The sequence below is a fragment of the Duganella paludis genome (assembly GCF_054461335.1).
The window spans coordinates 677,425-702,682 of the sequence record NZ_CM136922.1; the positions used below are offsets into that span (position 1 = coordinate 677,425).

At 63.8% G+C, this 25,258-nt stretch carries 25 protein-coding genes and 1 tRNA gene; 19 read left to right on the plus strand and 7 right to left on the minus strand.

Annotation, left to right across the window (positions count from 1 at the left end; all coding sequences use genetic code 11):
- The first annotated feature begins 76 nt into the window (after positions 1-76).
- From ACXZ1M_RS02995 to dbpA, 7 genes are all read left to right on the plus strand, one after another.
- Complete coding sequence (locus tag ACXZ1M_RS02995; protein WP_459051743.1) at positions 77-976, plus strand: hypothetical protein; 900 nt, start codon at positions 77-79, stop codon at positions 974-976.
- A gap of 99 nt (positions 977-1,075) precedes the next feature.
- Entirely contained in the window at positions 1,076-2,245 is a 1,170-nt protein-coding gene (locus tag ACXZ1M_RS03000) for a methyltransferase (RefSeq protein WP_459051744.1), read from the plus strand.
- A 59-nt stretch (positions 2,246-2,304) separates the two neighbouring features.
- Positions 2,305-2,381 (plus strand) — tRNA-Met (locus ACXZ1M_RS03005).
- A 150-nt stretch (positions 2,382-2,531) separates the two neighbouring features.
- Positions 2,532-3,656 carry a sensor histidine kinase gene (locus ACXZ1M_RS03010; RefSeq protein ID WP_459051745.1) on the plus strand — a complete coding sequence of 375 codons (1,125 nt, stop codon included), beginning with the start codon at positions 2,532-2,534 and terminating at the stop codon, positions 3,654-3,656.
- A gap of 77 nt (positions 3,657-3,733) precedes the next feature.
- Positions 3,734-5,395: an acid phosphatase gene (locus ACXZ1M_RS03015; RefSeq protein WP_459051746.1), complete on the plus strand. Its 1,662-nt coding sequence runs from the start codon at positions 3,734-3,736 to the stop codon at positions 5,393-5,395.
- Positions 5,396-5,478: 83 nt separating this feature from the next.
- On the plus strand, positions 5,479-5,703 hold the full coding sequence (locus tag ACXZ1M_RS03020) for a hypothetical protein (protein WP_459051747.1): 225 nt from the start codon (positions 5,479-5,481) through the stop codon (positions 5,701-5,703).
- Positions 5,704-5,826: 123 nt separating this feature from the next.
- The gene (gene dbpA, locus ACXZ1M_RS03025; protein ID WP_459051748.1) at positions 5,827-7,236 is read left to right on the plus strand and encodes an ATP-dependent RNA helicase DbpA; all 1,410 of its coding nucleotides are present in this window, start codon (positions 5,827-5,829) and stop codon (positions 7,234-7,236) included.
- Positions 7,237-7,243: 7 nt separating this feature from the next.
- Here the strand turns inward: dbpA and ACXZ1M_RS03030 are convergent, their stop codons facing one another.
- The gene (locus tag ACXZ1M_RS03030) at positions 7,244-8,395 is read right to left on the minus strand and encodes an MFS transporter (protein ID WP_459053964.1); all 1,152 of its coding nucleotides are present in this window, start codon (positions 8,393-8,395) and stop codon (positions 7,244-7,246) included.
- Positions 8,396-8,503: 108 nt separating this feature from the next.
- Here ACXZ1M_RS03030 and ACXZ1M_RS03035 point away from each other — a divergent pair, with 108 nt between their 5' ends.
- Positions 8,504-9,322 carry an AraC family transcriptional regulator gene (locus ACXZ1M_RS03035; protein WP_459053965.1) on the plus strand — a complete coding sequence of 273 codons (819 nt, stop codon included), beginning with the start codon at positions 8,504-8,506 and terminating at the stop codon, positions 9,320-9,322.
- Here the strand turns inward: ACXZ1M_RS03035 and ACXZ1M_RS03040 are convergent.
- Both ACXZ1M_RS03040 and ACXZ1M_RS03045 read right to left on the minus strand, forming a co-directional pair.
- Positions 9,303-10,793, minus strand: coding sequence for a sensor histidine kinase (locus ACXZ1M_RS03040; protein ID WP_459051749.1), 1,491 nt, complete (start codon positions 10,791-10,793; stop codon positions 9,303-9,305). The genes ACXZ1M_RS03035 and ACXZ1M_RS03040 overlap by 20 nt on opposite strands.
- On the minus strand, positions 10,790-11,500 hold the full coding sequence (locus ACXZ1M_RS03045; protein WP_459051750.1) for a response regulator transcription factor: 711 nt from the start codon (positions 11,498-11,500) through the stop codon (positions 10,790-10,792). The genes ACXZ1M_RS03040 and ACXZ1M_RS03045 overlap by 4 nt, the downstream gene beginning before the upstream one ends.
- 123 nt (positions 11,501-11,623) lie before the next feature.
- Between ACXZ1M_RS03045 and msrB the strand changes: the two genes are divergently transcribed.
- Genes msrB through ACXZ1M_RS03085 form a run of 8 tightly spaced genes read left to right on the plus strand, consistent with a single transcriptional unit; the run spans position 11,624 to position 18,278 of the window.
- The gene (msrB, locus tag ACXZ1M_RS03050; RefSeq protein WP_459051751.1) at positions 11,624-12,109 is read left to right on the plus strand and encodes a peptide-methionine (R)-S-oxide reductase MsrB; all 486 of its coding nucleotides are present in this window, start codon (positions 11,624-11,626) and stop codon (positions 12,107-12,109) included.
- Positions 12,110-12,124: 15 nt separating this feature from the next.
- A complete protein-coding gene (locus ACXZ1M_RS03055; protein ID WP_459051752.1) occupies positions 12,125-13,966 on the plus strand; it encodes a cytochrome c biogenesis protein DipZ in 1,842 nt (613 codons plus the stop codon).
- 15 nt (positions 13,967-13,981) lie between these two features.
- Complete coding sequence (msrA, locus tag ACXZ1M_RS03060; protein ID WP_459051753.1) at positions 13,982-14,683, plus strand: peptide-methionine (S)-S-oxide reductase MsrA; 702 nt, start codon at positions 13,982-13,984, stop codon at positions 14,681-14,683.
- A 48-nt stretch (positions 14,684-14,731) separates the two neighbouring features.
- Positions 14,732-15,781, plus strand: coding sequence for an ABC transporter substrate-binding protein (locus ACXZ1M_RS03065; protein WP_459051754.1), 1,050 nt, complete (start codon positions 14,732-14,734; stop codon positions 15,779-15,781).
- Complete coding sequence (locus ACXZ1M_RS03070; protein ID WP_459051755.1) at positions 15,778-16,356, plus strand: SCO family protein; 579 nt, start codon at positions 15,778-15,780, stop codon at positions 16,354-16,356. The genes ACXZ1M_RS03065 and ACXZ1M_RS03070 overlap by 4 nt, the downstream gene beginning before the upstream one ends.
- 20 nt (positions 16,357-16,376) lie before the next feature.
- Positions 16,377-16,784 carry a cupredoxin domain-containing protein gene (locus tag ACXZ1M_RS03075; protein WP_459051756.1) on the plus strand — a complete coding sequence of 136 codons (408 nt, stop codon included), beginning with the start codon at positions 16,377-16,379 and terminating at the stop codon, positions 16,782-16,784.
- A gap of 11 nt (positions 16,785-16,795) precedes the next feature.
- Positions 16,796-17,554, plus strand: coding sequence for an ABC transporter permease (locus ACXZ1M_RS03080; protein WP_459051757.1), 759 nt, complete (start codon positions 16,796-16,798; stop codon positions 17,552-17,554).
- Positions 17,544-18,278, plus strand: coding sequence for an ABC transporter ATP-binding protein (locus tag ACXZ1M_RS03085; RefSeq protein ID WP_459051758.1), 735 nt, complete (start codon positions 17,544-17,546; stop codon positions 18,276-18,278). The genes ACXZ1M_RS03080 and ACXZ1M_RS03085 overlap by 11 nt, the downstream gene beginning before the upstream one ends.
- Here the strand turns inward: ACXZ1M_RS03085 and ACXZ1M_RS03090 are convergent.
- Complete coding sequence (locus tag ACXZ1M_RS03090) at positions 18,268-19,191, minus strand: alpha/beta fold hydrolase (protein WP_459051759.1); 924 nt, start codon at positions 19,189-19,191, stop codon at positions 18,268-18,270. The genes ACXZ1M_RS03085 and ACXZ1M_RS03090 overlap by 11 nt on opposite strands.
- A gap of 107 nt (positions 19,192-19,298) precedes the next feature.
- On the opposite strand from ACXZ1M_RS03090, the gene ACXZ1M_RS03095 reads away from it, so the two are divergent.
- On the plus strand, positions 19,299-20,036 hold the full coding sequence (locus ACXZ1M_RS03095; protein ID WP_459051760.1) for a hypothetical protein: 738 nt from the start codon (positions 19,299-19,301) through the stop codon (positions 20,034-20,036).
- On the opposite strand, the gene ACXZ1M_RS03100 is transcribed toward ACXZ1M_RS03095, so the two are convergent.
- The 3 genes from ACXZ1M_RS03100 to earP all read right to left on the minus strand — a co-directional run bounded on the left by ACXZ1M_RS03100 (position 20,033) and on the right by earP (position 23,593).
- Positions 20,033-21,616: an amidase gene (locus ACXZ1M_RS03100; protein ID WP_459051761.1), complete on the minus strand. Its 1,584-nt coding sequence runs from the start codon at positions 21,614-21,616 to the stop codon at positions 20,033-20,035. The two genes, ACXZ1M_RS03095 and ACXZ1M_RS03100, sit on opposite strands and share 4 nt — an antisense overlap.
- A gap of 139 nt (positions 21,617-21,755) precedes the next feature.
- Positions 21,756-22,331: an elongation factor P gene (locus ACXZ1M_RS03105; RefSeq protein WP_459051762.1), complete on the minus strand. Its 576-nt coding sequence runs from the start codon at positions 22,329-22,331 to the stop codon at positions 21,756-21,758.
- A gap of 125 nt (positions 22,332-22,456) precedes the next feature.
- Complete coding sequence (earP, locus tag ACXZ1M_RS03110) at positions 22,457-23,593, minus strand: elongation factor P maturation arginine rhamnosyltransferase EarP (RefSeq protein ID WP_459051763.1); 1,137 nt, start codon at positions 23,591-23,593, stop codon at positions 22,457-22,459.
- Between the two features lie 149 nt (positions 23,594-23,742).
- Here earP and ACXZ1M_RS03115 point away from each other — a divergent pair, with 149 nt between their 5' ends.
- Both ACXZ1M_RS03115 and ACXZ1M_RS03120 read left to right on the plus strand, forming a co-directional pair.
- Entirely contained in the window at positions 23,743-24,876 is a 1,134-nt protein-coding gene (locus ACXZ1M_RS03115; protein WP_459051764.1) for a hypothetical protein, read from the plus strand.
- A gap of 79 nt (positions 24,877-24,955) precedes the next feature.
- On the plus strand, positions 24,956-25,258 hold the full coding sequence (locus tag ACXZ1M_RS03120) for a hypothetical protein (protein ID WP_459051765.1): 303 nt from the start codon (positions 24,956-24,958) through the stop codon (positions 25,256-25,258).

The window sequence follows — 25,258 nt, forward strand, 5'->3', positions numbered from 1 at the left end:
TTGCGCCTGGCCCTCAAGTAATCGGATAGGATACCGTTAAAGAGTTGTAGAAGTATCATCAAAAACGGAATCCATCATGTCCTCCATCTCGAATCTGAACAGCCGCTGGCCTTCTTTATATACCGGCGCCCAGCCTACCGACGGCAAAGCCTCGGCTTTGCAGAAAACCCAGGGGCTTGCGCCGGCCGTCAAATCCGGCAACCCGCTGGATCTGGAAAGCCGCGTCGCCTCGGTCGGCAACGCGACGGTGGATTTCGCGCAGGATTTCGTCAGCAGCTTTACGCAAGCGCTGTTCGGCGACGCCGCCAAGGGCGCGGTGATCGACTTCGACTCGGCTAGCCTGGAAACCTCCTCCAGCTACGCCGTCGGCTATCAGCGCAGCGAAGGCGCCAACGGCGTCTCCGAAGCGGCGGCCTTCAGCCTGTCCGACAGCTCGCACTTCATCGGCAAGGGCACCATCACCACCGCCGACGGCCGCAAATTCGATTTTGAAGTGGAAGTCCAGTACAACTACGACCTTGATGCCGCCGCCAGCCGCAGCAGCGGCGCGGACCCGCAACCAGCGCAGGAGCTGGACGCCAACCAACCATCGACCAACGATCTGCCGACCGTGCAGCTGCCGAACATCGACTTCCCGGGCACGCTGGCGGATCTGTTCAAATTGATCGGCCGCGATCTGCAAACCGCGCTCGCCAGCAGCAACGACAGCGACCGCAAGACCGGCGACGGCATCGACCGCAACACCCTGCGCAGCCTGTCGCTGCGCCTTCTCAACCTGGTCGACAGCAAGGACGCCAACACCTACGCCGCCCCGACCGCAGCCGACAAGGCCAAGGCAGCGGCCAGCGCCACCGATGCACCAGCGCCTGCGGCCACCGAGCCGTCCGTGCTGGACGTGCAGCCCGGCGCAGTCTCGGCGCCTGCCAACACCACCGCCGACGCGCCGGCGTCGCCGTCCGAAACCGCATCGACCTAAGCACACCGGGGCGGCCTCCCCGGCGCCCGGTATAATAGCGACACTTTCCGCTACGCGGCCTCGCGTAGCGCGTCCCTATTCCCTGTCGATTGCCCCAACATGTCCGTACAAACTTCCTCCGCCTCCGCCCCTATGCAAATCCACTGGGAGGAAAACGGCGAACAGCACACCGCGCGCTGGCGTTCGGAAGCCGGCATGCCGCCGCCGAAACGCGTCGTCATCGCCGATGACCGCACCAACGCCGATGTCGCCTACCGCCTGGCCTGCGAAGGCACGGCCCTCCTGTGGCGCGGCGACTTCCAGAACGCGCGCCAGCTGCTGCAAGCCCTGGCCCGCCGCGCGGACCACAAAGGCAAACCGGCCAAGAAAGCCAAGCCGGCCAAAGTGCCCGCCTCGCCGACGGAAGCATTCCACCTGCATCGCCAGGCCCAATCGCAGCGCGCCCGCACGCTGGCCATGCTGCTGATTCCTTTCGACGCCGACTACACCATTCCGCTGCGCCGCGCGCCGGACGTGAAGCTGGCCTGCAACGAAGCCTACGGCCGCTACGAAGAACCGTTCATCGCCTCGATGCGCGAACTGCTTGGCCTGATCGGCGCGCACGAATGGCGTCGCACCGGCGTCGAGATCCCGGCGCTGGGCGCGCGCATTCATCCGCACTACGGCGTGTTCTCGCCCGTGCGCGGCGAATACGTGCAAATGGTGGCCGAGGCGCCGCTGCCGAAGAACGCCGCGCTGGCGTTCGACATCGGCGTCGGCACCGGCGTGCTGTCGGCGGTGCTGGCCAAGCGCGGCGTGGCGCGTGTAGTGGCCACCGACCAGGACCCGCGCGCGCTGAGCTGCGCCCGCGAAAACCTGCTGCTGCTGAACGTGGACGACAAGGTCGAACTGAAAGCGCTGGACATGTTCCCGGAAGGCCGCGCGCCACTGGTGGTGTGTAATCCACCGTGGGTGCCGGCGCGTCCGAGCTCGCCGATCGAATACGCGGTCTACGATCCGGACAGCCGCATGCTGCGCGGCTTCCTGGCCGGTCTGTCGGACCACCTGACGCCGGGCGGCGAAGGCTGGCTGATCCTGTCCGACCTGGCCGAACACCTGGGTCTGCGTCCGCGTGAACAGCTGCTCGAATGGATCGCCGCCGGCGGCCTGAAAGTGGTCGACCGCATCGACGTGCGCCCGACCCACCCGCGCGCCGCCGACGCCACCGATCCCCTCCACGCCGCCCGCGCCGCCGAGGTGACGTCGCTGTGGAAATTGGCTGCCATATAAGCAATAAAATATAAGCCCTTGCGCAATGCGATCGGCTTGTATATAATTATGGCCTCAGACGCGGGGTGGAGCAGTCTGGCAGCTCGTCGGGCTCATAACCCGAAGGTCACAGGTTCAAATCCTGTCCCCGCAACCAGAATACGCTAAGCCGTTGATTTCGATAAGGAATCAACGGCTTTTTGCTTTTCCGGCGCAACAGGCGGCGCGGATTCGCGGGCGTCGGGCGATCATTCTGTGTATCATGAACGAGGTATCAGAGGTACAACCTCTTCGAGGAAGGTCGAGCATGCTGGCGTCGGATCAAAAGTTGAATCACAACGGCCTGTCGACCACGTCGCGGCAAGTGCTGGCCATGCGCGAGGCCGTATTCGCCGCCTGGGAGCGCGACGTGCGCGCGCAGATCGAGGGTGCCAAGCACATCCTGCACCCGACGCTGCTCAATACCCTGCCTATCTTTTACGACAACATTGCCGAAGCGCTTACGCCGAATCATCCACGCGATGAGGCCACCAGCAGCAACAACGTCGCCGCCACGCATGGCGACGAGCGCGCCCGCATGACTGCCTATGAGCCCGAGCAAATCATCCACGAGTACCAGCTGTTCCGCGATGCGTTTTCGCGCATCGCCGACGAACAGGGCGTGACGCTGAGTCGCGCCGAATGGGGCATCGTCAACAGTTCGATCGACAGCGCGGTGCGCGAGTCGATCCGCCAGTTCACGGCCATGCACGACTCGTTCCGCAACAAGATGGCCGCCTCGCTGTCGCACGACATGCGCAATCCGCTGTCGGTGGTGGTCAGCTCGGCGCACCTGCTTACCCTTGGCGCCAGCGCCGACCGCACGCCGGCCATCGCCAAGCGGATCCTCGACAACAGCCAGCGCCTGGGCCGCATGATCGAAGAGCTGCTGGACGCGCTGAGCCTCGGGCGCGGCGAAAAGCTGCCGCTGCTGCTGTCGCAGTTCGACGCCTTGGAACTGGCCGCCAACGTGTGCGAAAACACCAGCGTCAGCGACGCCTCCGCGTGCTCGGTCATCGGCAGCCCGGTGGTCGGCTACTGGTGCGAAAACTCCCTGCGCCGCGCGCTGGAAAACCTGGTCATCAACGCCATCAAGTACGGCGACGGCAAGGGCGTGCAAATCAAGATCGGCGAAACCCACGGCCGCATGCTGATGTCGGTGCATAACACCGGCAATCCGATCAACCCGGAACACTACGGCCAGATCTTCGAATACCTGTGGCGCGACGGCAGCGCCAAGGATAAGCGCGGCTGGGGCATCGGCCTGCCCTTCGTGAAAAGCGTGGCCGAAAGCCACGGCGGCAGCGTCACCGTCGACAGCTCCGTAGAAACCGGCACCACCATCATGATCGACATCCCGGTCGACTGCCGGCCGTTTGTCGATCAACCCTGAGCGTATCAATCTAGTGCCATACCAAATTCGTCACAAAGCTGTCACAATTGCCCTTTTAGGTTAGCCTGGAGGCGTGCGTGAAGGATCAAGTACCAGCAGCAGAACAACAAGAACAGGACGCTCCGGCCAATCCTTCGCGCCGCCGTATTTTCCAGGCGGCCGGTGCTGCCGGCCTGGCTACCTCGCTGCCGGCCCTGACCGAAGCGGCGCCGGCGAAAGCCGCCGCCAAAGGCTCGCTTGATCAAAAGCTTCAGGCCAACATCAAGAACGTGGTGGTGATCTACCTCGAAAACCGCAGCTTCAACAACCTGTTCGCGAACTTCCCCGGCACCGCCAGCCCATTGTCGGCCATGCCGGCCGCCGCCTGCGCGCAGCGCGACCGCGATGGTTCGGTGCTGCCAACCCTGCCGAAAATCTGGGGCGGCATGGTGCCGAATACCCAGGACATCGGCGGCAAAAAATACGTGGTCAAGGAAGACGATATCAAAGGCCTGCCGAACGCGCCGTTCAAGCTGGTCGACACCGAAGGCAAGCCGCTGCCGGAAGCCGTCATCACGCGCGACCTGTGGCACCTGTTCTACCAGAACCAGATGCAGATCAACGGCGGTAAGAACGATGGCTACGCCGCCTGGGGCAACACCGGCGGCATGGTCATGGGCTACTACGGCGAGACCGATAAAAACCTCGGCCTGTGGAAGATCGCCGAGCAGTACACCCTGTGCGACAACTTCTTCATGGCGGCCTTCGGCGGCTCCTACCTGAACCACCAGTTCCTGATCACTGGTCGCGTGCCCGAATACTTCGACGCCAAGGACACCGCCGCGAAAAAGAAAATCGCTGTGCTGGACGACGGCCCGACCGGCTTCCGCCTGTCCGTCACCCAGGACAGCCCGGCCTCCGCGATGGACGGCCACCCGCACTTCGTCAACAACGGCGCCATCACGCCGGACGGCTACGCGGTCAACACCATGGCCCCGCCCTATCAGCCAAGCTACATCCGTCCGGCCTTCGACGGCGATCCGCTGCACGCCGATCCCAAGGACGCCGGCACCCTGCCGCCGCAGACCTACGACACCATCGGCGACCTGCTGTCGCGCAAAGGCGTCAGCTGGGCGTGGTACGGCGGCGCGTGGCAAGCGGCCATCGATGCGCGCGGCGGCGGCGAGAAGCCCAACTTCCAGTACCACCACCAGCCGTTCAACTACTTCAAGCAGTTCGCGCCGGGTACCAAGGCGCGCGACGAGCACCTGCGCGACGGCGGCCTGGGCGACAGCCCGATCTCCAACAAATTCATCGCCGATGCGGTGGCCGGCAAGCTGCCGGCCGTGACCTTCTACAAGCCGCAGGGTAACCTCAACCTGCACGCCGGCTACTCGGACATCGAATCGGGCGACGCCCACATCACCAACGTGATCGAGCACCTGAAGAAGTCCCCGCAGTTCAAGAACATGCTGGTGGTGATCACCTTCGACGAAAACGGCGGCTGGTGGGACCACGTGGCGCCGCCGAAGGGCGACCGCTGGGGCCCGGGCTCGCGCATCCCGGCCATCATCATTTCGCCGCACGCGAAAAAAGGCCATGTGGACCACAGCTTCTACGACACCACCTCCATCATGCGCTTCATCACCCGCCTGCACGGCCTGCCCCTGCTGGAGGGCCTGAAGACGCGCAACGAGGCCTTTGCGGCCCGCCACGCCACGCCGCCGGGCGACCTGACGGGAGCCCTGAGCTTCCGTTGAGTTTGCGCTTTGTGTTAAACTGCGCGCAATTCTGTAAGCTAACGAAGCCCGACTACATCAGCCGGGCTTTTGTTTTTTCCCCGATGAGAGATAAAAAAGATAACGCTACGTTCGACCTGCCGGGCTTTTCCCCCGCCGCGCCGCTCGAACCGGAAGCGAAGCGCCCGCCCCCGCCACGCTCCAAGCGTCCCGCGCTCAAGCAAGAGCAGCTGGAACTGCTGGAACCGACCGACAACTCCGGTCTGCCGGTCTGGGTGCGCGACGACAATCTCGACCTGACCGGTTTACCGGTATGGAAACGGGATTGATCCGGTACAAACGCTGAAACAACGCCGGTACAACACCGGCACAACTCTCAATCACTTCCTGCACAGTGACGGCTACACGCCTGTTAGACTGTGTCCACGCCTCTTTTTAACAGGTCCGCCGCCATGACTTCTACCGCCTTTTCCAGCCTGCCGCTGAACCCCGCCTTCCTGGACAACCTCGACTCGCTCGGCTACAAGGAAATGACGACGATCCAGGCGCAAAGCCTGCCGTCGGTGCTGGAAGGCCGCGACCTGATCGCCCAGGCCAAAACCGGCAGCGGCAAGACCGCCGCCTTCGGCATCGGCATCCTGCACAAGCTCAATCCCGCCTGGTTCGCCGTGCAGGCGCTGGTGCTGTGCCCGACCCGCGAACTGGCCGACCAAGTGGCCGGCGAACTGCGCCGCCTGGCGCGCTCCACCGGCAACGTCAAGGTGCTGGTGCTGACCGGCGGCTCGCCGATGCGCCCGCAAATCGCCTCGCTGGAACACGGCGCCCACATCATCGTCGGCACGCCGGGCCGCGTGCGCGACCACCTGGGCCGCAACACCCTGGACCTGTCGAAAGTCGGCACCCTGGTGCTGGATGAAGCGGACCGCATGACCGACATGGGCTTCTACGACGAAATCGCCGGCATTGTCAGCGCCTGCCCGAAACGCCGTCAAACCCTGCTGTTCTCGGCCACCTACCCGGACGATATCCGCCGCGCCACCGACGACTTCCTGGTCGATCCGGTGGAAGTAACGGTGGAAGCGCAGCACGACAATAGCCAGATCGAACAGCTGTTCTTCGAAATCGGCTTCGATCAGCGCAACGACGCCGTGGCTCGCCTGCTGGGCCACTACAAGCCGGTATCGGCCATCGCCTTCTGCAACACCAAGGTGCAATGCCGCGAGCTGGTCGAGTCGCTGCAGGAAAAAGGCTTCTCGGCCATGGCGCTGTACGGCGAACTGGAACAGCGCGAGCGCGACGAAATCCTGATCCTGTTCTCCAACCGCAGCTGCTCGGTGCTGGTGGCCACCGACGTTGCCGCGCGCGGCCTGGACATCCCGAACCTGGAAGCGGTGATCAACGTCGACGTCTCCAAGGACACGGAAGTCCACATCCACCGCGTGGGCCGCACCGGCCGTGGCAATGAACAGGGTCTGGCGCTGTCGCTGTGCGCGCCGAACGAGAAGAAGTGGGTCAAGCTGATCGAGGAATATCAGGGCCAGCCGGTGGAATGGTTCGACCTGAAAAGCCTGGACGACAACGAATACGGCGTCGACCCGGCGCCGATGATGACGCTGGTGATCTCGGGCGGCAAAAAGGACAAGCTGCGTCCGGGCGACGTGCTGGGCGCGCTGACCGGCGACGCTGGCCTGAGCAAGGAACAAGTCGGCAAGATCAACGTGACCGAGTTCCAGACCTACGTGGCGCTCGACCGCCGCGTCGCGTATGACGCCTATGCGCGCCTGAGCGAAGGCAACCCGCTGGGCGGCGACTTCGGCGCCTTCAAGGGCCGCAACTTCAAGATGCGCTTCATCGACGCCTGATCCAGCATTAACGGCGCTGCTGCTCGATGTGCGGCAGCAGCACCGTCAGTATGCCCAGCAACGGCAAGTACGAACACAGATTGTAGACATAGCCGATGCCCTTGATGTCGGCGATGTGTCCCATGGCTGCGGCGCCGATGCCGCTCACGCCAAACATCAGGCCAAAGAAGATCCCCGCCACCATGCCGACCTTGCCCGGCATGAGCTCCTGTGCAAACACCACAATGGCGGAGAAGGCCGACGACATCACGAAGCCGATGATCACCGTCAGCGCCGCAGTCCAGAACAGGCCTACATACGGCAGCACCAAGGTGAACGGCGCCGCGCCGAGGATGGAGATCCAGATCACGCGCTTGCGGCCGATGCGGTCGCCGATCGGTCCGCCCATGAAGGTGCCCGCCGCCACGGCGGCCAGGAACAGGAACAGATACATCTGCGCCGACGATACCGACACGCCGAATTTGTCGATCAAATAAAAAGTGTAGTAGCTGGTCAGGCTGGACATGTAGATGTACTTGGAGAAGACCAGCAGCGCCAGCACCGCCAGCGCGCCATACACCTGGGCTTTAGGTAAAGGCGAAACCGCCGCCGCAACAGCTTTCTTCGGCTGCGACAGATGGTGAGTATGCCAGCGGCTCACATGCACCAGCACCGCAATCGCGGCCAGCACCAGCAGCGCAAACCACGCGATATTCCCCTGGCCACGGCCGATGATGACCGCCGCCGCCAGCACAGGACCCAGCGCCGAACCGGCGTTGCCGCCGACCTGGAACAGCGACTGCGCAAAGCCGAAGCGTCCGCCCGATGCGGCGCGCGCCACGCGCGAGGCTTCAGGGTGGAAGGTCGAGGAACCGACGCCGATCAAGGCGGCCGATACCAGCAGCGCCGGGAAGGTGGAGGCAAAGGACATCATCAACACGCCGATCAGCGTGGCGACCATCCCTATCGGCAGCAGGAAAGGCATGGGACGGCGGTCGGTGTACAAACCTATCCACGGTTGCAGCAGCGAGGCGGTGCACTGGAAGGTCAGCGTAATCAGGCCGACTTGCGTGAAGCTCAGGCCAAATTCGGCCTTCAGCATCGGATAAATCGACGGCAGCATGGCCTGGGTCAGGTCGTTCAGCAGGTGGACCAGCGCAACCGCGCCGAGGATCTGCATGACGGTGTCGCCGTGAGGACGGCTGAGGGTAGAGGTAGTAGTAGTCATGCAGTGAGTGTAATATGGTGCGCAAAACCTGATATTCCAACTTTCGTCGAATAAGTGACAATACCCACTCCTCTCCGCAGCAGCGACCATCGCGATTACCAGCGCGTGCCGCGCGTCGTCACCGCCATGGCGCGCGACGAGGAACATGGCGTTTCCGGCACGCCGCACAGCCACGAACGCGCGCAGCTGCTATATGCCACCCAAGGCCTGATGCGGGTCCAGACCGATTTCGGCGTGTGGATACTGCCGCCGCGCCGCGCGCTGTGGATACCGCCGGGTGTGGTGCATCACTGGTTCTCGATGAGCAAAGTGACCATGCGGACCATCTACATCGAGCCGACGGCGGCCAAGGCCTTCGGCGATAGCTGTCGCGTGATCGAAGTGAGTCCGCTGCTGCGCGAGCTGATACTGGCGCTGCTGAACGAGCCTGTCGAATATCCGATACCGGGACGCGGCGAACATGTGGCGATGCTGATCCTGTCCGAGCTGGCGGCGGCGGAGACGGTGCCCATCGCCATTCCGTGGCCGCGCGACCGGCGGCTGGTGGCGGTGTGCGCAGCCATCATGGACGATCCGGGCAGCAGCCGGAATATCGAGCAGTGGGCCGACGAAGTGGGCGCCAGCGCGCGCACGCTGATACGGCTATTCCCCAAGGAGACCGGCCTGCATTACCGCCAGTGGGTGCAACAGGTGCATCTGGCCGAGGCCTTCGGCAGGCTGGCGCAAGGCGAAACCGTGGGCGCGATTGCCGCGGCGCTGGGCTACGCCAGTCCCAGCGCGTTCAGCGCCATGTTCCGCCGCATCCTCGGCAAGACGCCGCAGCACTATCTGACCGAGTGGCGCTCGCCGCTTGCGTTGCCTATGCGGCATCCAGCGTAAAGCGGAACACTGCGCCCTGCTCCGGTGGGCTCACCAGTTCTATCTTGCAGCGATGGAGTTGCAGGATGCGGTTGACGGTCAACAGGCCAAGGCCGCCGACGCGGTATTCGCCTTGCAGCGCCACCGGACGGCGGAACAGGTTTTCACGCAGGGCCGCCGGCACGCCGGGGCCGGTGTCCGCCACTGTCACTTCCACCTTGCCTGCCGCCGCCGGCTTCACCGTGATTTCTACTTCGCCGCCGGCCGGGGTGTGGCGGATCGCGTTGTCGAACAAATTGGTCAGCACGCGCTCGATCATGCCCAGGTCAGCGCGCACCATGGGCGCGGGATGCGGCAGTGTCGCCATCAGCCGCACATTGCGCTCGGCGGCTTGCAGTTCGAATTTCTGGAACACGTCCTGTATCAGGTCCGACAGCGAGAACGGTTCCAGCTCCGGCTGCACCGCGCCGTGTTCCAGCCGCGCCAGTTCGAACAAGGCTTGCGCAAGGCGGCCTACCTTCTGGCTTTGCGACAGTGCGATGCCCAGGTAGTGCTGGCGCTCCGCCGCAGTCAACGTCTCGTCCTTGAGCGACAGCGTTTCCAGGTAGCCGTGCAAGGAACCCAGTGGCGTGCGCAGATCGTGCGAGATATTGGCCACCACTTCGCGCCGGTCGTTGTCCAACTGGCGCATGGTGTTCCACTGTTCGTTGATGCGCGCGCCCATGTCGGCGAAGGACTGCTCCAGAATCGCGATTTCGTCACGCGGGCCGCCGCGTTGCGGCTCCGGCAGCGCCAGCAGCTCCGCCTTGGTGTCGAGTTGCTGCATATTGGTGGTGAGGCGTCGCAAAGGCCGCGTGATTAGGCGGAAGGCGATCAGGCCGGCCACCAGCACCAGCCCGGCCACCACGGCCATGGACCACAAGGTGGTGCGCAGCACCGAGCTGGCCGAGGCGCGCGCCGCCAGCCTGTCGTGTTCCTCGCTTTGCAGGATCACGTAGATGTAGCCGATTTTCTGTTCGCCCGAGCGCAGGATGGCGGCGCTGAACACCTTGCGACCGCGCTCGCTGCGCGGGTCGTCGCCCTGGATCGGCAAGGTTTCGTTGTTGAGCAGGCGACGGATCGGTTCCAGGTTGACGTGGTCGCGCATCAGGTGGCCGGCCGGCGCGGCGTGGCCGACAACGCGGCCTTCATTGTTCAGCAAGTACACTTCCACGCTGGGATTCACGGTCATCAGCTTGTTGAACAGGCGGCGCACGGCCGCCGGCCCCAGTCCTTCGCCTGCCTTGTCGTCCTTGCCCTCGCCCTCCTCGTCGGCCTGCATCAGCTGCGCATCGAGCGCGATGCTGCGCGCCAGTCCGCGCGACAGGCCTTGCACCACTTCCTTCTCGTGCATGATGTTGGCGCGTACCTGCAACCACGCGGAAGCGCCGCAGCACACCAGCAGCAGCAGGCAAAACGCCAGCGACAGGCGCTGCGAGAGCGTCAGGTTCATGACGGCTGCCCTGCGTAGCGATAGCCCTTGCCCCACACGGTGAGGATGCGCACCGGATCGGCCGGATCCGTTTCTATCTTGGCGCGCAGGCGATTGATGTGGGTGTTGACCGTGTGTTCGTAGCCGTCATGCTGATAGCCCCACACCTGGTTCAGCAGGTCCAGCCGCGAGAACACTTTTTCAGGATGCTTGATGAAGAAGTACAGCAGGTCGAATTCGCGCGGCGTCAGATCGAGCGCGCTGCCGTTCAGGTGCGCCTGCCGCGTCAGCGGATCGACGCGCACGCCGTTCAGCTCCAGCAGGCCGCCGGCAGCCGCCTGGTTGCGCGACATGGCGCTGGCGCGGCGCAGCAGCGCCTTAACGCGCGCCACCAGTTCCAGCACCGAGAATGGTTTCGGCAGATAGTCGTCCGCGCCCAGCTCCAAGCCGAGAATGCGATGAACCTCGCTGGAGCGCGCGCTGGTGATGATGATGGGCGTATAAGTGGTCATGGCGCGCGCCTGGCGGCAGATTTCCAGACCGTCCACGCCGGGCAGCATGATGTCGAGGATGAGCGCATCCCAACCGCCGGTGCGCACCTGCGCCAGGCCTTGCGTACCGTCTGCGCAGTGCGTGACCTGATAGCCCTCATCCTGGAGATGCAGGCGTAGCAGGTCTGCGATATGCATATCGTCTTCGACGATTAATACTCGTTTAGCTGGTTCCATGATCGTCATTGTGCAGGATTCCGACGTTGAAAAGTATCACAATTAGTTTAAGTTTACGTGAGGACTTTGTCATCACTCAGGGCACAGAATGGCTCCATCGTTATTCCACTTAGGGAGACCACCATGACATCCAGACGTGCATTCATCCTCACCAGCGGCGCCGCCCTGCTGGCCGGCATCGCCTTCCGCGCCACCCAGGCCGCTCCCGCAGCAGCATGGGAAGTGACGCGCACCGACGCCGAATGGCGCGCCAAGCTCACCGCCGCCCAGTACGAGGTGCTGCGCAAGCACGGCACCGAGCGGCCGTTCAGCAGCCCGCTCTACAAGGAACACCGCGCTGGCAAATTCTTCTGCGCCGGTTGCGACAATCCGCTGTTCACGTCGAAGAACAAGTTCGATAGCGGCACCGGCTGGCCGAGCTTCTGGAAGCCGCTGGATCGCGGCGTCAACACCAGCCGCACCACGTCGCTCGGCATGTACGGCGTGGAGGTGGTATGCCGCCGCTGCGGCAGCCATCTGGGCGACGTATTCGACGACGGCCCGGAACCGACCGGCCTGCGCTACTGCATCGACGGTGTGGCGCTCAACTTCGTTCCCGGCGAAGCCTGATAGGAGGATGACATCATGTTATTGATACTGCTCTCTTATCTCGGCGGTGCGCTGACGATCCTCAGCCCTTGCATCCTGCCGGTACTGCCGTTTGTGTTTGCGCGCACCGGGCGGCCATTTGTGCGTAGCGGTTTGCCGCTGTTGGCCGGCATGGCGCTGACCTTTGCGCTGGTCGCCACCTTGGCCGCTGTTGGCGGCGGCTGGGTAGTGCAGGCCAACCAGTACGGCCGTTGGGTCGCGCTGATGCTGATGGCCTTCTTCGGCCTGACGCTGATGCTGCCGCATCTGGCGGACCGTCTGACCAAGCCGCTGGTGGCGCTGGGCGACAAGCTGTCCAACAAGGCGCTGGACGCTGGCGGCGAGGCAGCGAATGCGGCGGGAGGCGGCGAGGCGGCCAATGCGGCCGGCGGCGGCGCGCGCTCGTCCTTCCTGCTGGGCGTGGCGACTGGCTTGCTGTGGGCGCCATGCGCTGGTCCGGTACTGGGCCTGGTGCTGACCGGTGCGGCGCTGAATGGCGCCAGCGTGGGCAGCACGCTGCTGCTGTTGGCCTACGCCGCCGGCGCGGCGACCTCCCTCGCGCTCGCGCTGCTGGTCGGCGGCAAGGTGTTCAGCGCCATGAAGCGTTCGCTGGGTGCCGGTGAATGGGTGCGTCGCGGTCTTGGTGTGGCCATGCTGGCCGGCGTCGCCGCGATTGCCACCGGCCTGGATACCGGCTTGCTGACCAAAGTATCGGCCGTCGCTACCGCAGGCGTCGAGCAAAAGCTGATCGACTCGCTGGCCCCGCGCAACGAAGCTCCCGCCGGCGGCGCCATGATGTCGCGCACCGCGATGGCCGCCGGCCCGGCCATGATGGCCCGTCGCGCCGTCGCGCAAGCTGCGGACACGCTGCCGGTGGAAGGCAAGCTGCCTTCGCTGAACGGCGCCGTGGAATGGCTGAACTCCGCCCCGCTCACCGCCGAACAGCTGAAAGGCAAAGTGGTGGTGGTCGACTTCTGGACCTACTCCTGCATCAACTGCCTGCGCAGCCTGCCCTACACCAAAGCCTGGGCCGAGAAGTACCGCGACCAGGGCCTGGTGGTGATCGGCGTGCACGCACCGGAATTCGCCTTCGAGCGCAACGTCAACAACGTGCGCAAGGCCGTTAAAGAACAAGGCATCAACTTCCCGGTCGCCATCGACAACGACTTCGCCATCTGGCGCGCCTTCGGCAACCAGTACTGGCCTGCGCACTACTTCATCGACGCCAAAGGCCGGATTCGTCACCACCACTTCGGCGAAGGCGAATACGCCAAGTCTGAGCAAGTGATCCAGCAACTGCTGGAAGAAGCCGGCCGCAAGGACGTCACCAACACCGTGGTCAGCACGGAAGACGCACAAGGCGTGCAGCAGCAGTCGGACATGGGCGAAGTGGGCTCACCTGAGACGTATCTCGGCTACGACCGTGCCGAGAACTTCGCTTCGCCGGAAAAGCAGGCCGCCAACGCCGCCCGTCAATACTCGGCTCCCGCCAAACCGGCGCTGAACCAGTGGGGCCTGGCCGGCAACTGGCTGTCGCAAGCGGACCAGATCACGCTGAACCAGGGCAGCGGCAGCATTGTCTACCGCTTCCATGCCCGCGACCTGCACCTGGTGCTCGGCCCCGGCAAGGACGGCAAACCGGTGCGCTTCCGCGTGACCATCGACGGCGCCGCGCCGGGCCAGGACCATGGCGCCGACATCGCCGCCGACGGCAGCGGCAAGATCGACAGCCAGCGCCTGTACCAGCTGGTGCGCCAGAACGGCACGGTGGGCGACCGCACCTTCAGCATTGAGTTTCTTGATCCAGGCGTACAAGCCTACGCCTTCACCTTTGGTTAAACAGGGAGCATCGACATGAAAAACCTCGCACTCAAACTGGGCGCACCGCTGGCCCTCCTCTGCGCACTCGCCTATCAACAGCACGCCGCTTCGGCGGCGGAAGCGGCAACCGTCATCGCCCCGCCGGCGGTCGACGAACCTGCCGGCGCCGAACACTCGGCCACCGCCATCTTTGCCGGCGGCTGCTTCTGGGGCGTACAGGGCGTGTTCCAGCACGTGAAAGGCGTGACCAACGCCGTCTCCGGCTACGCCGGCGGCGACGCCCGCACCGCGACCTACGACTACGTCGGGAGCGGCGACACCGGCCATGCGGAATCCGTGAAGATCACCTACGACCCAACGCAGATCAGCTACGGCAAGCTGCTGCAGGTGTTCTTCTCGGTGGCGCACGATCCCACGCAGCTCAACCGCCAGGGACCGGACCGTGGCACGCAGTACCGCTCCGCGATTTTCCCGCAGTCGCCAAGCCAGCGCGCCGTGGCGGAAAAATACATCGCCCAGTTGGACGCCTCGCGCGCCTACAAAAAGCCGCTGGTGACGAAGATCGAAATGGACAAGAAGTTCTACGCGGCGGAGTCCTACCACCAGAACTATTTGACGCTGCATCCGAACGATCCTTACATCGTCTTCAACGATGCGCCCAAGCTGGTCGATCTCAAGCGCATCGCACCGGACCTGTACAGGTCAGACGCCGTACTGGTACGCAAGACGCTGTAGTACAATTACAGCAATACAACAGTACCTGTACGCTGAACGAGACGCACCATGGACACAGACCACGACACAGCAGTTGAATCACCTCTGCGACGCCAACTGCTGGGCGGTCTGCTGTCCGCCGCCGTGCCGGCGCTGCCGCTGATCACGTCATCCAGCGCCAGCGCCGCCGAATCCCCGATCCAGGTCGGCGGCCTGCCCGTCACCTGCAACCTCACCCTGCCGATTGCCGCCGTGGCCAAGGCTGCCGCCGCCGGCAAGCCGGGCGTGCTGGCGCAAGGTTTCGAATACAGCAAATACAACGGCTGGCCGGAGGTCAAGGAATCGCTGATGACCGGCCGCATCCAGGCAGCCTACATGCTGGCGCCGCTGGTGATGGACCTGGCGGACAAGCGCATCCCGGTCAAGATCGTCTCGCTGGGCCATCGTTCGGGCGCCGTCATCATGGTGCGCACCGACTCCGTCTACCGCAAATTCGCCGACCTGAAAGGCAAGCGCATCGCCATCCCGAGTCGCTTTGCGGTGGACTTCCTGTTCCTGCGCAAAATGCTGGCGCGCGAAAAAATGTCGCCCAAGGATATCGAGATCGTCGAGATGGCGCCGCCGGACATGCCGGCCGCGCTGTACGCCAAAGCCATCGACGGCTATTGCACCGGCGAGCCGTTCGGCGCCGCCGCGCAACGCGCCGGCTACGCCCTCCCGCTGGCGATGACGCGCGACGAATGGCGCAACTACATCTGCTGCGTGCTGACCGTGCGCGAAGAACTGATCAAGGAAAACCGTCCGCTGGTGCAGGAACTGGTGAACTACGTGCAGGCCGCCGGCAACTGGCTGGACGCCGGCCCGGCCAGCCGCGAGAAGGCAGTCACTATCGCCGCCGGCCGCAAATACTTCAACCAGGACCCGAACGTGCTGCGCTTCGTGATGCAGAACCCGGCCGACCGCGTCACCTACGGCGACCTGCGCATGATCCGCGCGGAGTTCGACGAATTGATGCAGCTGTCGATTGAAGCCGGCACCATCAAACGCCCCATCGCCTACGAATCCTATGTCGACGAAAGCTTCGTCAAGGCCATCAAACCGGTAGCAATCAGTCTGTGAAAACCGTTATCGCCACACTGCTGCTGGCTGCCGCCACCTTCGCCGGCGCCGCCGACAACCTTGGCCTGAAAGCCGGCACCTTCGATCCGCCGCGCGTGGCGCCGGACTTCACCGTCAAAGGCTCGGACGGCAAGCCGCTGAAACTCAGCCAGTATCGCGGCAAGCTGGTGCTGCTGGAATTCGGCTACACCTCCTGCGTGGACGTGTGCCCGGTATCGCTGACGATGTTGGCGAATGCGCGCAAGCAGCTTGGCGCGCTGGCCGATCAGCTGCAAATCATCTACGTCACCGTCGATCCGGAGCGCGACACCGAAGAGCGCATGCGCAACTACCTGCGCGCCTTCGACCCAAGCTTCATCGGCGCCACCGGCACGCCGCAGCAAATGGCCAAGGTGCGCCAGGACTACGGGATCACCGCCACCAAAAAGCCGATCGAGGGCAGCAAGGACTACATCGTCGGCCACTCGTCCTATCTGTACTTCGTCGACCGCAAAGGCAATCTGCGCGCCCTGCTGCCCTACGGCCGCAGCGCCGACGACGTGGTGCACGATGTCAAACTGCTGTTGAAGAATTGAAGGCGCTGCGCTCTCTCCTCATGCTGGGCATCGGCGCCTTATGCGCATTGGTCGCCTGGGCGGCGCTGGCGCCGATCGCGCTGCCGTCGCGCGACGAACTGTTTGAAATCCCGGCCGGCACCTTCGCGCGCCGCATGGCGGGCGACAAGGTTGACATCCTGCCCGCCGAAATCCACCTGACGCAAGGCGCCAACGACGTGCTCCTGCTGCGCAACCTGGACAAAGTGCCACAGATCTTCGGTCCGGTGCTCATCATGCCCGGCCAGAGTTTCCGGCTGCCGTTTGAAACCGTATCCGTCAACGAATTCGCCTGCACCGCGCACGCCAGCGGACAAATGCGCGTCATCGTCAACGCCATGCCCGCAGCCGGCTGGCCGCGCCTGCAGTGGCGTGCCGCCCGCGCGTGGAAGCGTATGCAGTCTAAATAAACAGGATCGACATGGAAAAACTCAAAACCATCCTGCCGCCGCTGGCGGTGCTGATCGCGCTGATCGCCCTGTGGTGGGTGGTCGTGGTGCAAACGGAAAGCGTGATCTTCCCCACGCCGGGCCAGGTCGTCACCGGCACCATGGAGCTGGTGGAAGACGGCACGCTGTGGGAACACATCGGCGCCTCGCTGTTCCGCGTCGGCTGCGGCTTCGGCCTCGCCGCGCTGGTCGCCATTCCGCTCGGCTTGTGGATGGGGCGCGTCGACGCGGCCTACATCACGCTCAATCCCATCTTCCAGATCCTGCGCCCGATTTCGCCGATCGCCTGGATTCCGCTGGCGATCCTGTGGTTCGGCGTCGGCAACCTGTCGCCGGTGTTCCTGATCTTCATCGCCTCGGTGTTCCCGATGATCGTGCAGACGGCGGCCGGCGTGCACACCATCGAAAAGCGCTACCTGCGCGCGGCGGACAACTTCGGCGTGTCGCGCTATGTGCTGTTCCGCCAGGTGATCATTCCCGCCGTGCTGCCGGAGATTATCGTCGGCATGCGCATCGCGCTCGGCGTGGCCTGGCTGGTGGTGGTGGCGGCGGAGATGATCGCGCTGCGCTCCGGCCTCGGTTACCTGATCATGGATTCGCGCAACGCCGGCAACCGCTACGACCTGGTCATCGCCGGCATGGTCATCATCGGCATCATCGGCCTGATACTGGACGCAGTAATGCGCAAGCTCGAAGGACTCAAATCGGTAAGGTGGCGCTATGGACGCTAAGATCGTCGTCAACAACATCAAGAAGCAATTCAAGGATCTGCCGGTGGTGGACGGCGTCAGCCTGTCCGTCAAGGATGGCGAATTCGTCGCCATCGTCGGCCCGTCCGGCTGCGGCAAATCGACGCTGATGAAGATCATCGCCGGTTTCGAAGCGCCGAGCGAAGGCGACATCCGCATCGACGGCGTGGTGCGCCACGGCCCCAGCCCGAAAGGCATCGCCATCTCGCAGCACGGCTCCGTGTTCCCGTGGCTGACTGTGCAGCAGAACCTGATGTTCGGCCTGAACGGCGACGGCCATGGCGACAAGGCGGCGCTGGCCGATCACTACGCCGACATGGTGGGCCTGAAGGGATTTGAAAACAGCTATCCGCACGAACTCTCGGGCGGCATGTTGAAACGCGTGGAGATCGCGCGGGCGCTGGTGGTCAAGCCGGAGATCCTGTACATGGACGAGCCCTTCTCCGCGCTGGACGCGCTGATGAACCTGAAGATGCGCAATGAGCTGCTGCGCATCCTGGGCGAAGAGCGCCACACCGTGCTGCTGATTACGCACGATGTGGAGGAAGCCCTGTTCATGGCGGACCGCGTGCTGGTGCTGTCGCCGCGTCCCGCACGCATCCAGGCGGTATTTGAAGTGCCGCACCCGCATCCGCGCAAGCTCTCGCATCCCGAGCTGCAGCAGATGAAGGAGCAGATCCTGCAGGAGCTTGGCGTTACGGTGTGACCTGCTTCAGCACTTCCAGCACGGCGTCCACCACGGCTTCCGGCTTGTCGGCCTGGATCACGTGGCTGGCGCCGGGCACGATGCGCTGCGTGCTGCGCGTGGACAGCTTGGTGAACTCCATCTGCACCGCGAAGTTTTCATCTTCGGTGGCCTTGTTCATTGCGCTTTGCGGCTGGTCCGGCACCGCGTATGGGCTTACACCGCGCGTCAGTACCGCCAAAGGCATATCGCCCAGCGGACGGCGCAGCTTGCGCAGTTGCGCATCGCTGATGGCGATGGCGGAGTATTCCGCCGCGTTGGCACGCCAGTAGGACAGTTTGCTTTCGGAAGCCAGCATGGCTGCGCCAAGCTCCGGGCCGAAGGTTTGCAGCGGCTCGCCGATACAGTTCTTCTGCGCTTCCGCATCCTTGGCAAAGCCTTTTTTCGCCGCCGCCAAACAGTATTGATTCTGTCCCGCGACCATGGCGTAAATCTGCTTGATCTTGCCGTCGGTGACCTTGTTCAGTCGCGCCGTTTCATCTTCATGCTGCGCCTCGACCAGCACCAACCCTTTTACTTCGGCGGGATAACGATAGGTGTAGACCTGCACATTGGCGCCGCCCAGCGAATTACCGACCAAAACGTAGGGCGCTTTTTCGCCCGCAGCGGCCAGCAGTTTGTGCAGATCAGCCGCCACGCTCTCGGACGTGTTGGGCGCCTTGACCGCATCGCTGAAGCCCAGGCCTGCACGGTCGAACACGCAGGCACGCGCATGCTTGGCCACTTCCGGCTGCACGCGATGCCACGACCAGCCGGCATCGCCGGACGGCGCGTCGAACACCACGGTCACCGGCCCTTTACCGCTGCAGTACATATTCATCTTGCGGCCGCCGCCGACATCGAAGCGATGCGGCACGGCGAATTCGTTCGCCATGGTCCAACCCGCACTCAAAGCCAATACTGCAAAAACAGTTTTACGCATCAAGACTCCTCAGGTGATGCAGCTCCACGGCTGCGACGTGGTGATAGTACAATGGAACCATGCAAAAATTATCATCTGAACTACAAAGACTTTACCTGTTCGGCGGCCAGACCTACGACGCGCAAGCGCCGTCGATTGACTTGACCAACGCCGACGGCATGGTGCGCACGCTGGTCATCGACTTCCACAAGACGGCCGATGAGCAGCACTGGGTGCGCCTGTGCGATGTCGCCAATGCCTTGCAAACGGAGCTCGGCTTGCCGGCGCCGGCGGTCAGCGTCTCCGGTGGCGAGTGCTATCGTTTGTGGTTGTCGTTGGCGCAGCCGATTGCAGCGGCGCAGGCCAGCCAGTTCCTGGCCTTGCTGCATAAGACTTACTTTGAAGATGAGCAGATCGATCTGGGTCGCAGCGCGGTCGAGCTACCGCCTTGCCTGCACAAGGCCACCGGCCTGTGGGCGGCGTTCATCAATCCAGGCATGGGCGGCGCGTTGGCCGAGGATCTGGGCCTGGAGATGCCGCCCAACGACAATGCGCAGGCAGCGTTTCTGGAGCGACTGAATAGCGTCAGCGCGGAAGAATTTGCGCAGGCGCTGGCGACGCTGCAGGGCAAGCATGACGCCGCAGCGGCCGCAGTGGCCGCAGTAGCAGCAGCGCCAGCGCCGACGCAGGCCAACGCCGCGCGCAACGCAGCCACGCCCGCAGACCTGCTGCTAAAAGACGCCACGCTGGAAGACATCGTCAGGCACCTGCACGCGATGGGCATCGAGCCCACCTTCCGCCACGTCCTGAAAAACTAGCGCACCGCCAGCGAGACGCTGGCCGGGAACTGCGGCGGACGGCGGTGCAGCGTGGCCTGTTCATACGAGTAGGCCATGCGGATCAAGGCCGCTTCGCTATAGGCCGCGCCGACAAACGACAGACCCACCGGCAGCCCGTGCACATAACCCGCCGGCACCGTAATATGCGGGTAGCCCGCCACCGCCGCCGGCGACGAAAAACCACCGTTGAAGTGATCGCCATTGACGAAGTCCGTCAGCCACGCCGGGCCGCCGGTCGGCGCCACCAGCGCATCGAGCTGGTGCTCCTTCATCACCTGGTCGATGCCTTCGGCGCGCGAATAGCGCTGGTTGTTGGCCAGCGCATCCTTGTACGGCTGCGATTCCAATCCACCCTTGGCCTGCGCCTGCTCCAGATATTCCTGGCCGAAGTACGACAACTCTTTCTGCTGGTGCTGCTGATTGAACGCGATCAGATCGGCCATATTCGACACCGGCGCATTCGGCGCGTACTCGCGCAGATACGCCGCCAGGTCGGCCTTGAACTCATGGAGCAGCACTTCGGTCTCGCTGTCGCGGTACTTGCCGGCGTTGGGCAACTGCGTCTCCACCAACACCGCGCCCTGCGACTTCAAATCCAGCAGCGCCTTCTCGATCACCGCATCGCGATCCGGATGCTTGCCGAAGTAGTTGCGCGCCACGCCGATGCGCGCACCCTGCAAGCCGCCCTTGGTCAAAGCGCCGCGATAATCGCCAGCCCTGCCCGCGCTCTCCTGCGTCACTGGATCTTTCGGATCGATGCCGGCCATGGCGGACAGCATGAGGGCCGCATCGGCCACGCTACGCGCCATCGGCCCTGCGGTGTCCTGCGAATGCGCGATCGGGATGATGCCGCTGCGGCTGACCAGTCCCACGGTCGGCTTGATACCCACCAGGCCGCAGATGCAGGCCGGCGATACGATGGAACCATCGGTCTCGGTACCCACCGCCAGCGTCGCCAGCCCGGCGGCGATGGCCGCGCCGGAACCGGAACTGGAACCGCTGCAATTGCGGTCGAGCGAATACGGATTCAAGGTCAAGCCGCCGCGCGCGCTCCAGCCGCTGACGGAATGGGTCGAACGCATATTCGCCCACTCGCTCAAATTGGTCTTGCCGATGATGACCGCGCCGGCCGCGCGCAGCTGCGCCGTCACATGCGCATCACGCGCGGCGCGCACGCCGGACAGCGCCAGCGAACCGGCCGTGGTGCTCATGCGGTCGGCGGTGGCGATATTGTCTTTGAGTAGAACCGGAATGCCGTGCAGCGGGCCGCGCACGCGTTTCAGGTGACGCTCGCGGTCCATCTCCAGCGCGATCTTCAGCGCTTCCGGATTGATTTCGATGATGGAGTTCAGGCGCGGACCGGACTTGTCGATGGTCTTGATGCGGGCCAGGTATTGCGAGGTGAGCGAATGCGAGGTGAGCTTGCCCGCCTCCATCAGCGTTTGCTGTTCCCAAACGCCGGCGTCGAGGATGCCGCCGGTGCCCAGCGTTTTAGCGGATACCGAGCCCGAAGCAGCGCCAGCCGCCAAGCCGATTCTTACAAAATCCCTGCGATCCATGCCATCCCCGAGGTAATCACCAATGCGCCGAATTTGTTGCGTGGCATAAATATATCAGCAGGTTGACAGTTCCACCACAGAAATTAATAAAAAAAAGCACGCCGGCTTGCGCGGGCGTGCTCCTTAGGAAGAAATCGGCTTAGTTGCGGACGATTTTCTTGTATTCGTTGGTACGGGTGTCGATCTCAATCATGTCGTCTTGCGACACGAACAGTGGCACTTGCACGGTGAACTGTTTCGATTCGATGGCGTTTTCGATACGCGCTTCTTTCAGGACGTTGCCCGAAGTGTTGCCCTTGACTGCAGGCTCCGAGTACACGATCTGACGCTGGATGGTGGTTGGCAGTTCAACCGAGATGGCTTTACCATCGTAGAACACGGCTTCGCATTCCATACCGTCTTTCAGGTAGTTCAGTGCGTCGCCCAGGTTCTCTTCTTCGATTTCGTACTGTTCGTATTCAGCATCCATGAACACGTACAGCGGATCGGCGAAGTACGAGTAGGTTACTGGCTTCTTGTCCAGAACCACGACGTCGAACTTGTCGTCGCCACGGAAGACGTTTTCCAGTGGGCTGTTGGTCAGAAGATTCTTCATCTTCCACTTGTAGGTGAAGCCCGTGCGGCTCGAACCGTTAACGTCGGAGCGCAGTACGATGAATGGCTTGCCGTCAACCATGATGATATTGCCAACACGAATTTCTTTTGCAGGTTTCATAGCGATTCTACTTAATAAGGTGGTTGCGTAAAGATCATCGTCGCCACGCAGGCTTACGCTTGATCGGGTAAAAAATGCGTCATACAGGATTAACCCGGCATTGTACCTTGTTTTTCCGGCAGCGCCTATCTCAGCGTAGCGGCAAACGACAGCATATTGGTTGCCAGATCGCCGTGCGACAGCATTTGTTGCTGCCATGTCGCAGCGCGCTCGGTGGCGGCACCGGCTTCGCTTTCCAGTCCGGCCCAGAGCGCCGGCCAGTTCTCCGTTTCGCCGTGCGCGGGAGCGCCGTTCCAGCGCAGCGAGAAATCCGCCAGGCCCGGCAAGGCGCCAGCGTAGCGTTCGAGGAAGGCGCGCAGCTTTTTATGGTGCAGGTTTTCGTCCTGCGGATAGATGTGCCAGATGAAGGGCTTGCCGGCCCACTGCGCGCGCACGAAGGAATCCTCGCCGCGCACGAAGTTCAGGTCGCAGGCCCACAGCAGCTTGTCGTAGTCCGGCTGCGGCACGAAGGGCAGCACGCGCACCGTCAGCGCGCCATGCGTGGCCAGGCTGCCCGCCCCGCCCTCGCCGCCGGTGAAGGCACGCACGGCGTCGGCCGCCACGCCTTCCGGCACCAGGCAGGCGATCGGCCGGCCGCCGTTCTGCCAGGCCTCGAACAGGGCCGAGACCGGCGCGTGCGGATAGCAGAACAGCGACACCTTGGTGGCCGCCATCTCCGCCGGCGACAGGCCCAGCTGCGCCAGGAACGGCGATGGCGCGAACTGCAGGCGCTCCTGCTCCAGCGCCGCCTCGCGCAGCAGGCCGCCGGTTTTGTCGGTAAAGCCGGGGAAGAAGAAATGCTTGGTCAAGCCGCGCGGCTGCATCGACGACAGGCGGTGGCAGCCCTCGACCCACTCCTCGGCCGTCAAGCCTTCCAGGTTGAACCACACCGGACGCGGCTCGCATTGCGCCATGGCGTCGATGTAGCCGGGCGGGATGTCGACGGCGAAGAACTCGATCACGATATCGGCCACCTCGCCCGGCGTGTAGACGCCGTCCTGGCCGCGCCAATGACGCACGGTCACGCCGTCGAGCTGCTGGCGTTCGGCCTCTAGCAGCACGCTTGGGCAAATGCGCCGGAAGCTGGCCAGGTCATCCACATGCAGCGTCACCTCAAGGCCATGCTCCAGCACCAGTTGCCGCGCCAGCCGCCAGCAAATACCGATATCGCCGTAGTTATCGACAACGCGGCAAAACAGATCCAGGCGGCGGAATTTCTTCATGGTAGGTCGGCTTAAAAATGAGGCTGGATGATACCTGATTAACGCGCGCGGGGAACCAAGAATACCAAAACTTCACGCGCACCTCCCTGTCCAAATGTGGCGGCGCGCGGAGACCGTGCGCTGTACTACCACCACAACAAGGAGATGTCATGAATGAGTATCAACAATACTATGGACAACAATTCGCACCCCAGCAACTGGGCGAACTCGCCCCGCAAGGTTTCCTCGGCGGACTGATCGGCGCCCCGCTCGGCGGCCTGATCGGACGCGGCATCGGCGGCCTGTTCGGTAACGCCAACCTGGGCCGTCAAATCGGCCAGGCAGCCGGCGACATCGGCGGCGGCCTGCTGCCCTTCGGCGTGGACCCGGTTGCCGCCGCCTACGCACAACAGGCGCAGCAACAACAACTGCTGCAACAGGCCCAACTGGCACCCCAAGGCTGGTTCGGCAACATCATCAAGAGCGTGGCCCAGCCACTGGGTGGCGCGATCAGCGGCGCCTTCGGTAACGCCGGCCTCGGCAACACCATCGGCGGCATCGCCGGCCAACTGGGCGGCATGCTGCCCTTCGCCGCAGACCCCGTCGCACAAGCCTATGCGCAGCAAGCCCAGCTGCAGCAACTGCAACAACTACAGCAACTACAGCAACTACAGCAACTACAGCAACAAGGACTGGCACCGCAAGGCTGGTTCGGCAACATCATCAAGAGCGTGGGACGGCCGCTAGGCGGCATGATCGGCGGCGCCTTGGGTAATGCCGGCCTGGGCGGCACCATCGGCGGCATCGCCGGCCAACTGGGCGGCATGCTGCCGTTCAGCGCCGATCCGGTGGCGCAAGCCTACGCGCAACAGGAAGCGCTGATGCAACAGCAAGGCCTTGCGCCGCAAGGCTGGCTGAGCGACATCATGCGCAAGCATCGGCCGTACACCGGCATCATCAGCCCGACCTTCCCGCCACCACCCAATCTGCTGCCGTTCGGCGCGGATCCGGTCAGCCAAGCCTATGCACAGGGCCAGCAGGATGCGCTGGCACCGCAAGGCTGGTTCGGCAACATCATCAAGAGCGTGGCGCAGCCGCTCGGTGGCGCCATCGGCGGGGCCTTCGGTAACGCCGGCCTGGGCAACACCATCGGCGGCATCGCCGGCCAGCTGGGCGGCATGCTGCCGTTCGGCGTCGATCCGTTGACGGCTGCCTACGCACAACAGGCGCAGCAGGCACAACTGGCACAACTGGCGGCCCAGCAAGGCAACACCGCCCTCTACGGACAGCAAACCCTGCACTAACGGCACGCCTTCGGGCGCATGCCATCCACCCTCCGGCGGCCCGGCTGCCGGAGGGTGCCGTGCTTTAAGGAGGACCTTCATGTCTAGCACCCCCAGCGCCACCGAGCCCTTGCCGGACAAGGCGCGCTTCCTCATACACGCCGCCAGCGGCGCGCCGCTGACCGACTTCCTCGCGGTGGCCGCCATCGATCCCGGCATCAGCGTGGTCGACGTGATCGGCCCGCGCGACCGTCCGCACACGGCGGTGGTGGAAATCAGCCACGACAAGGCGCGTCAGCTGGAGCAGCACTTCCGCGTTACCGGCACGCCCTCGCACCAATTGACGATAGAGCCGGACCGGCCGCTGTCCATGTTCGACAGCGGCGGGTTCAACCCCTTTTGA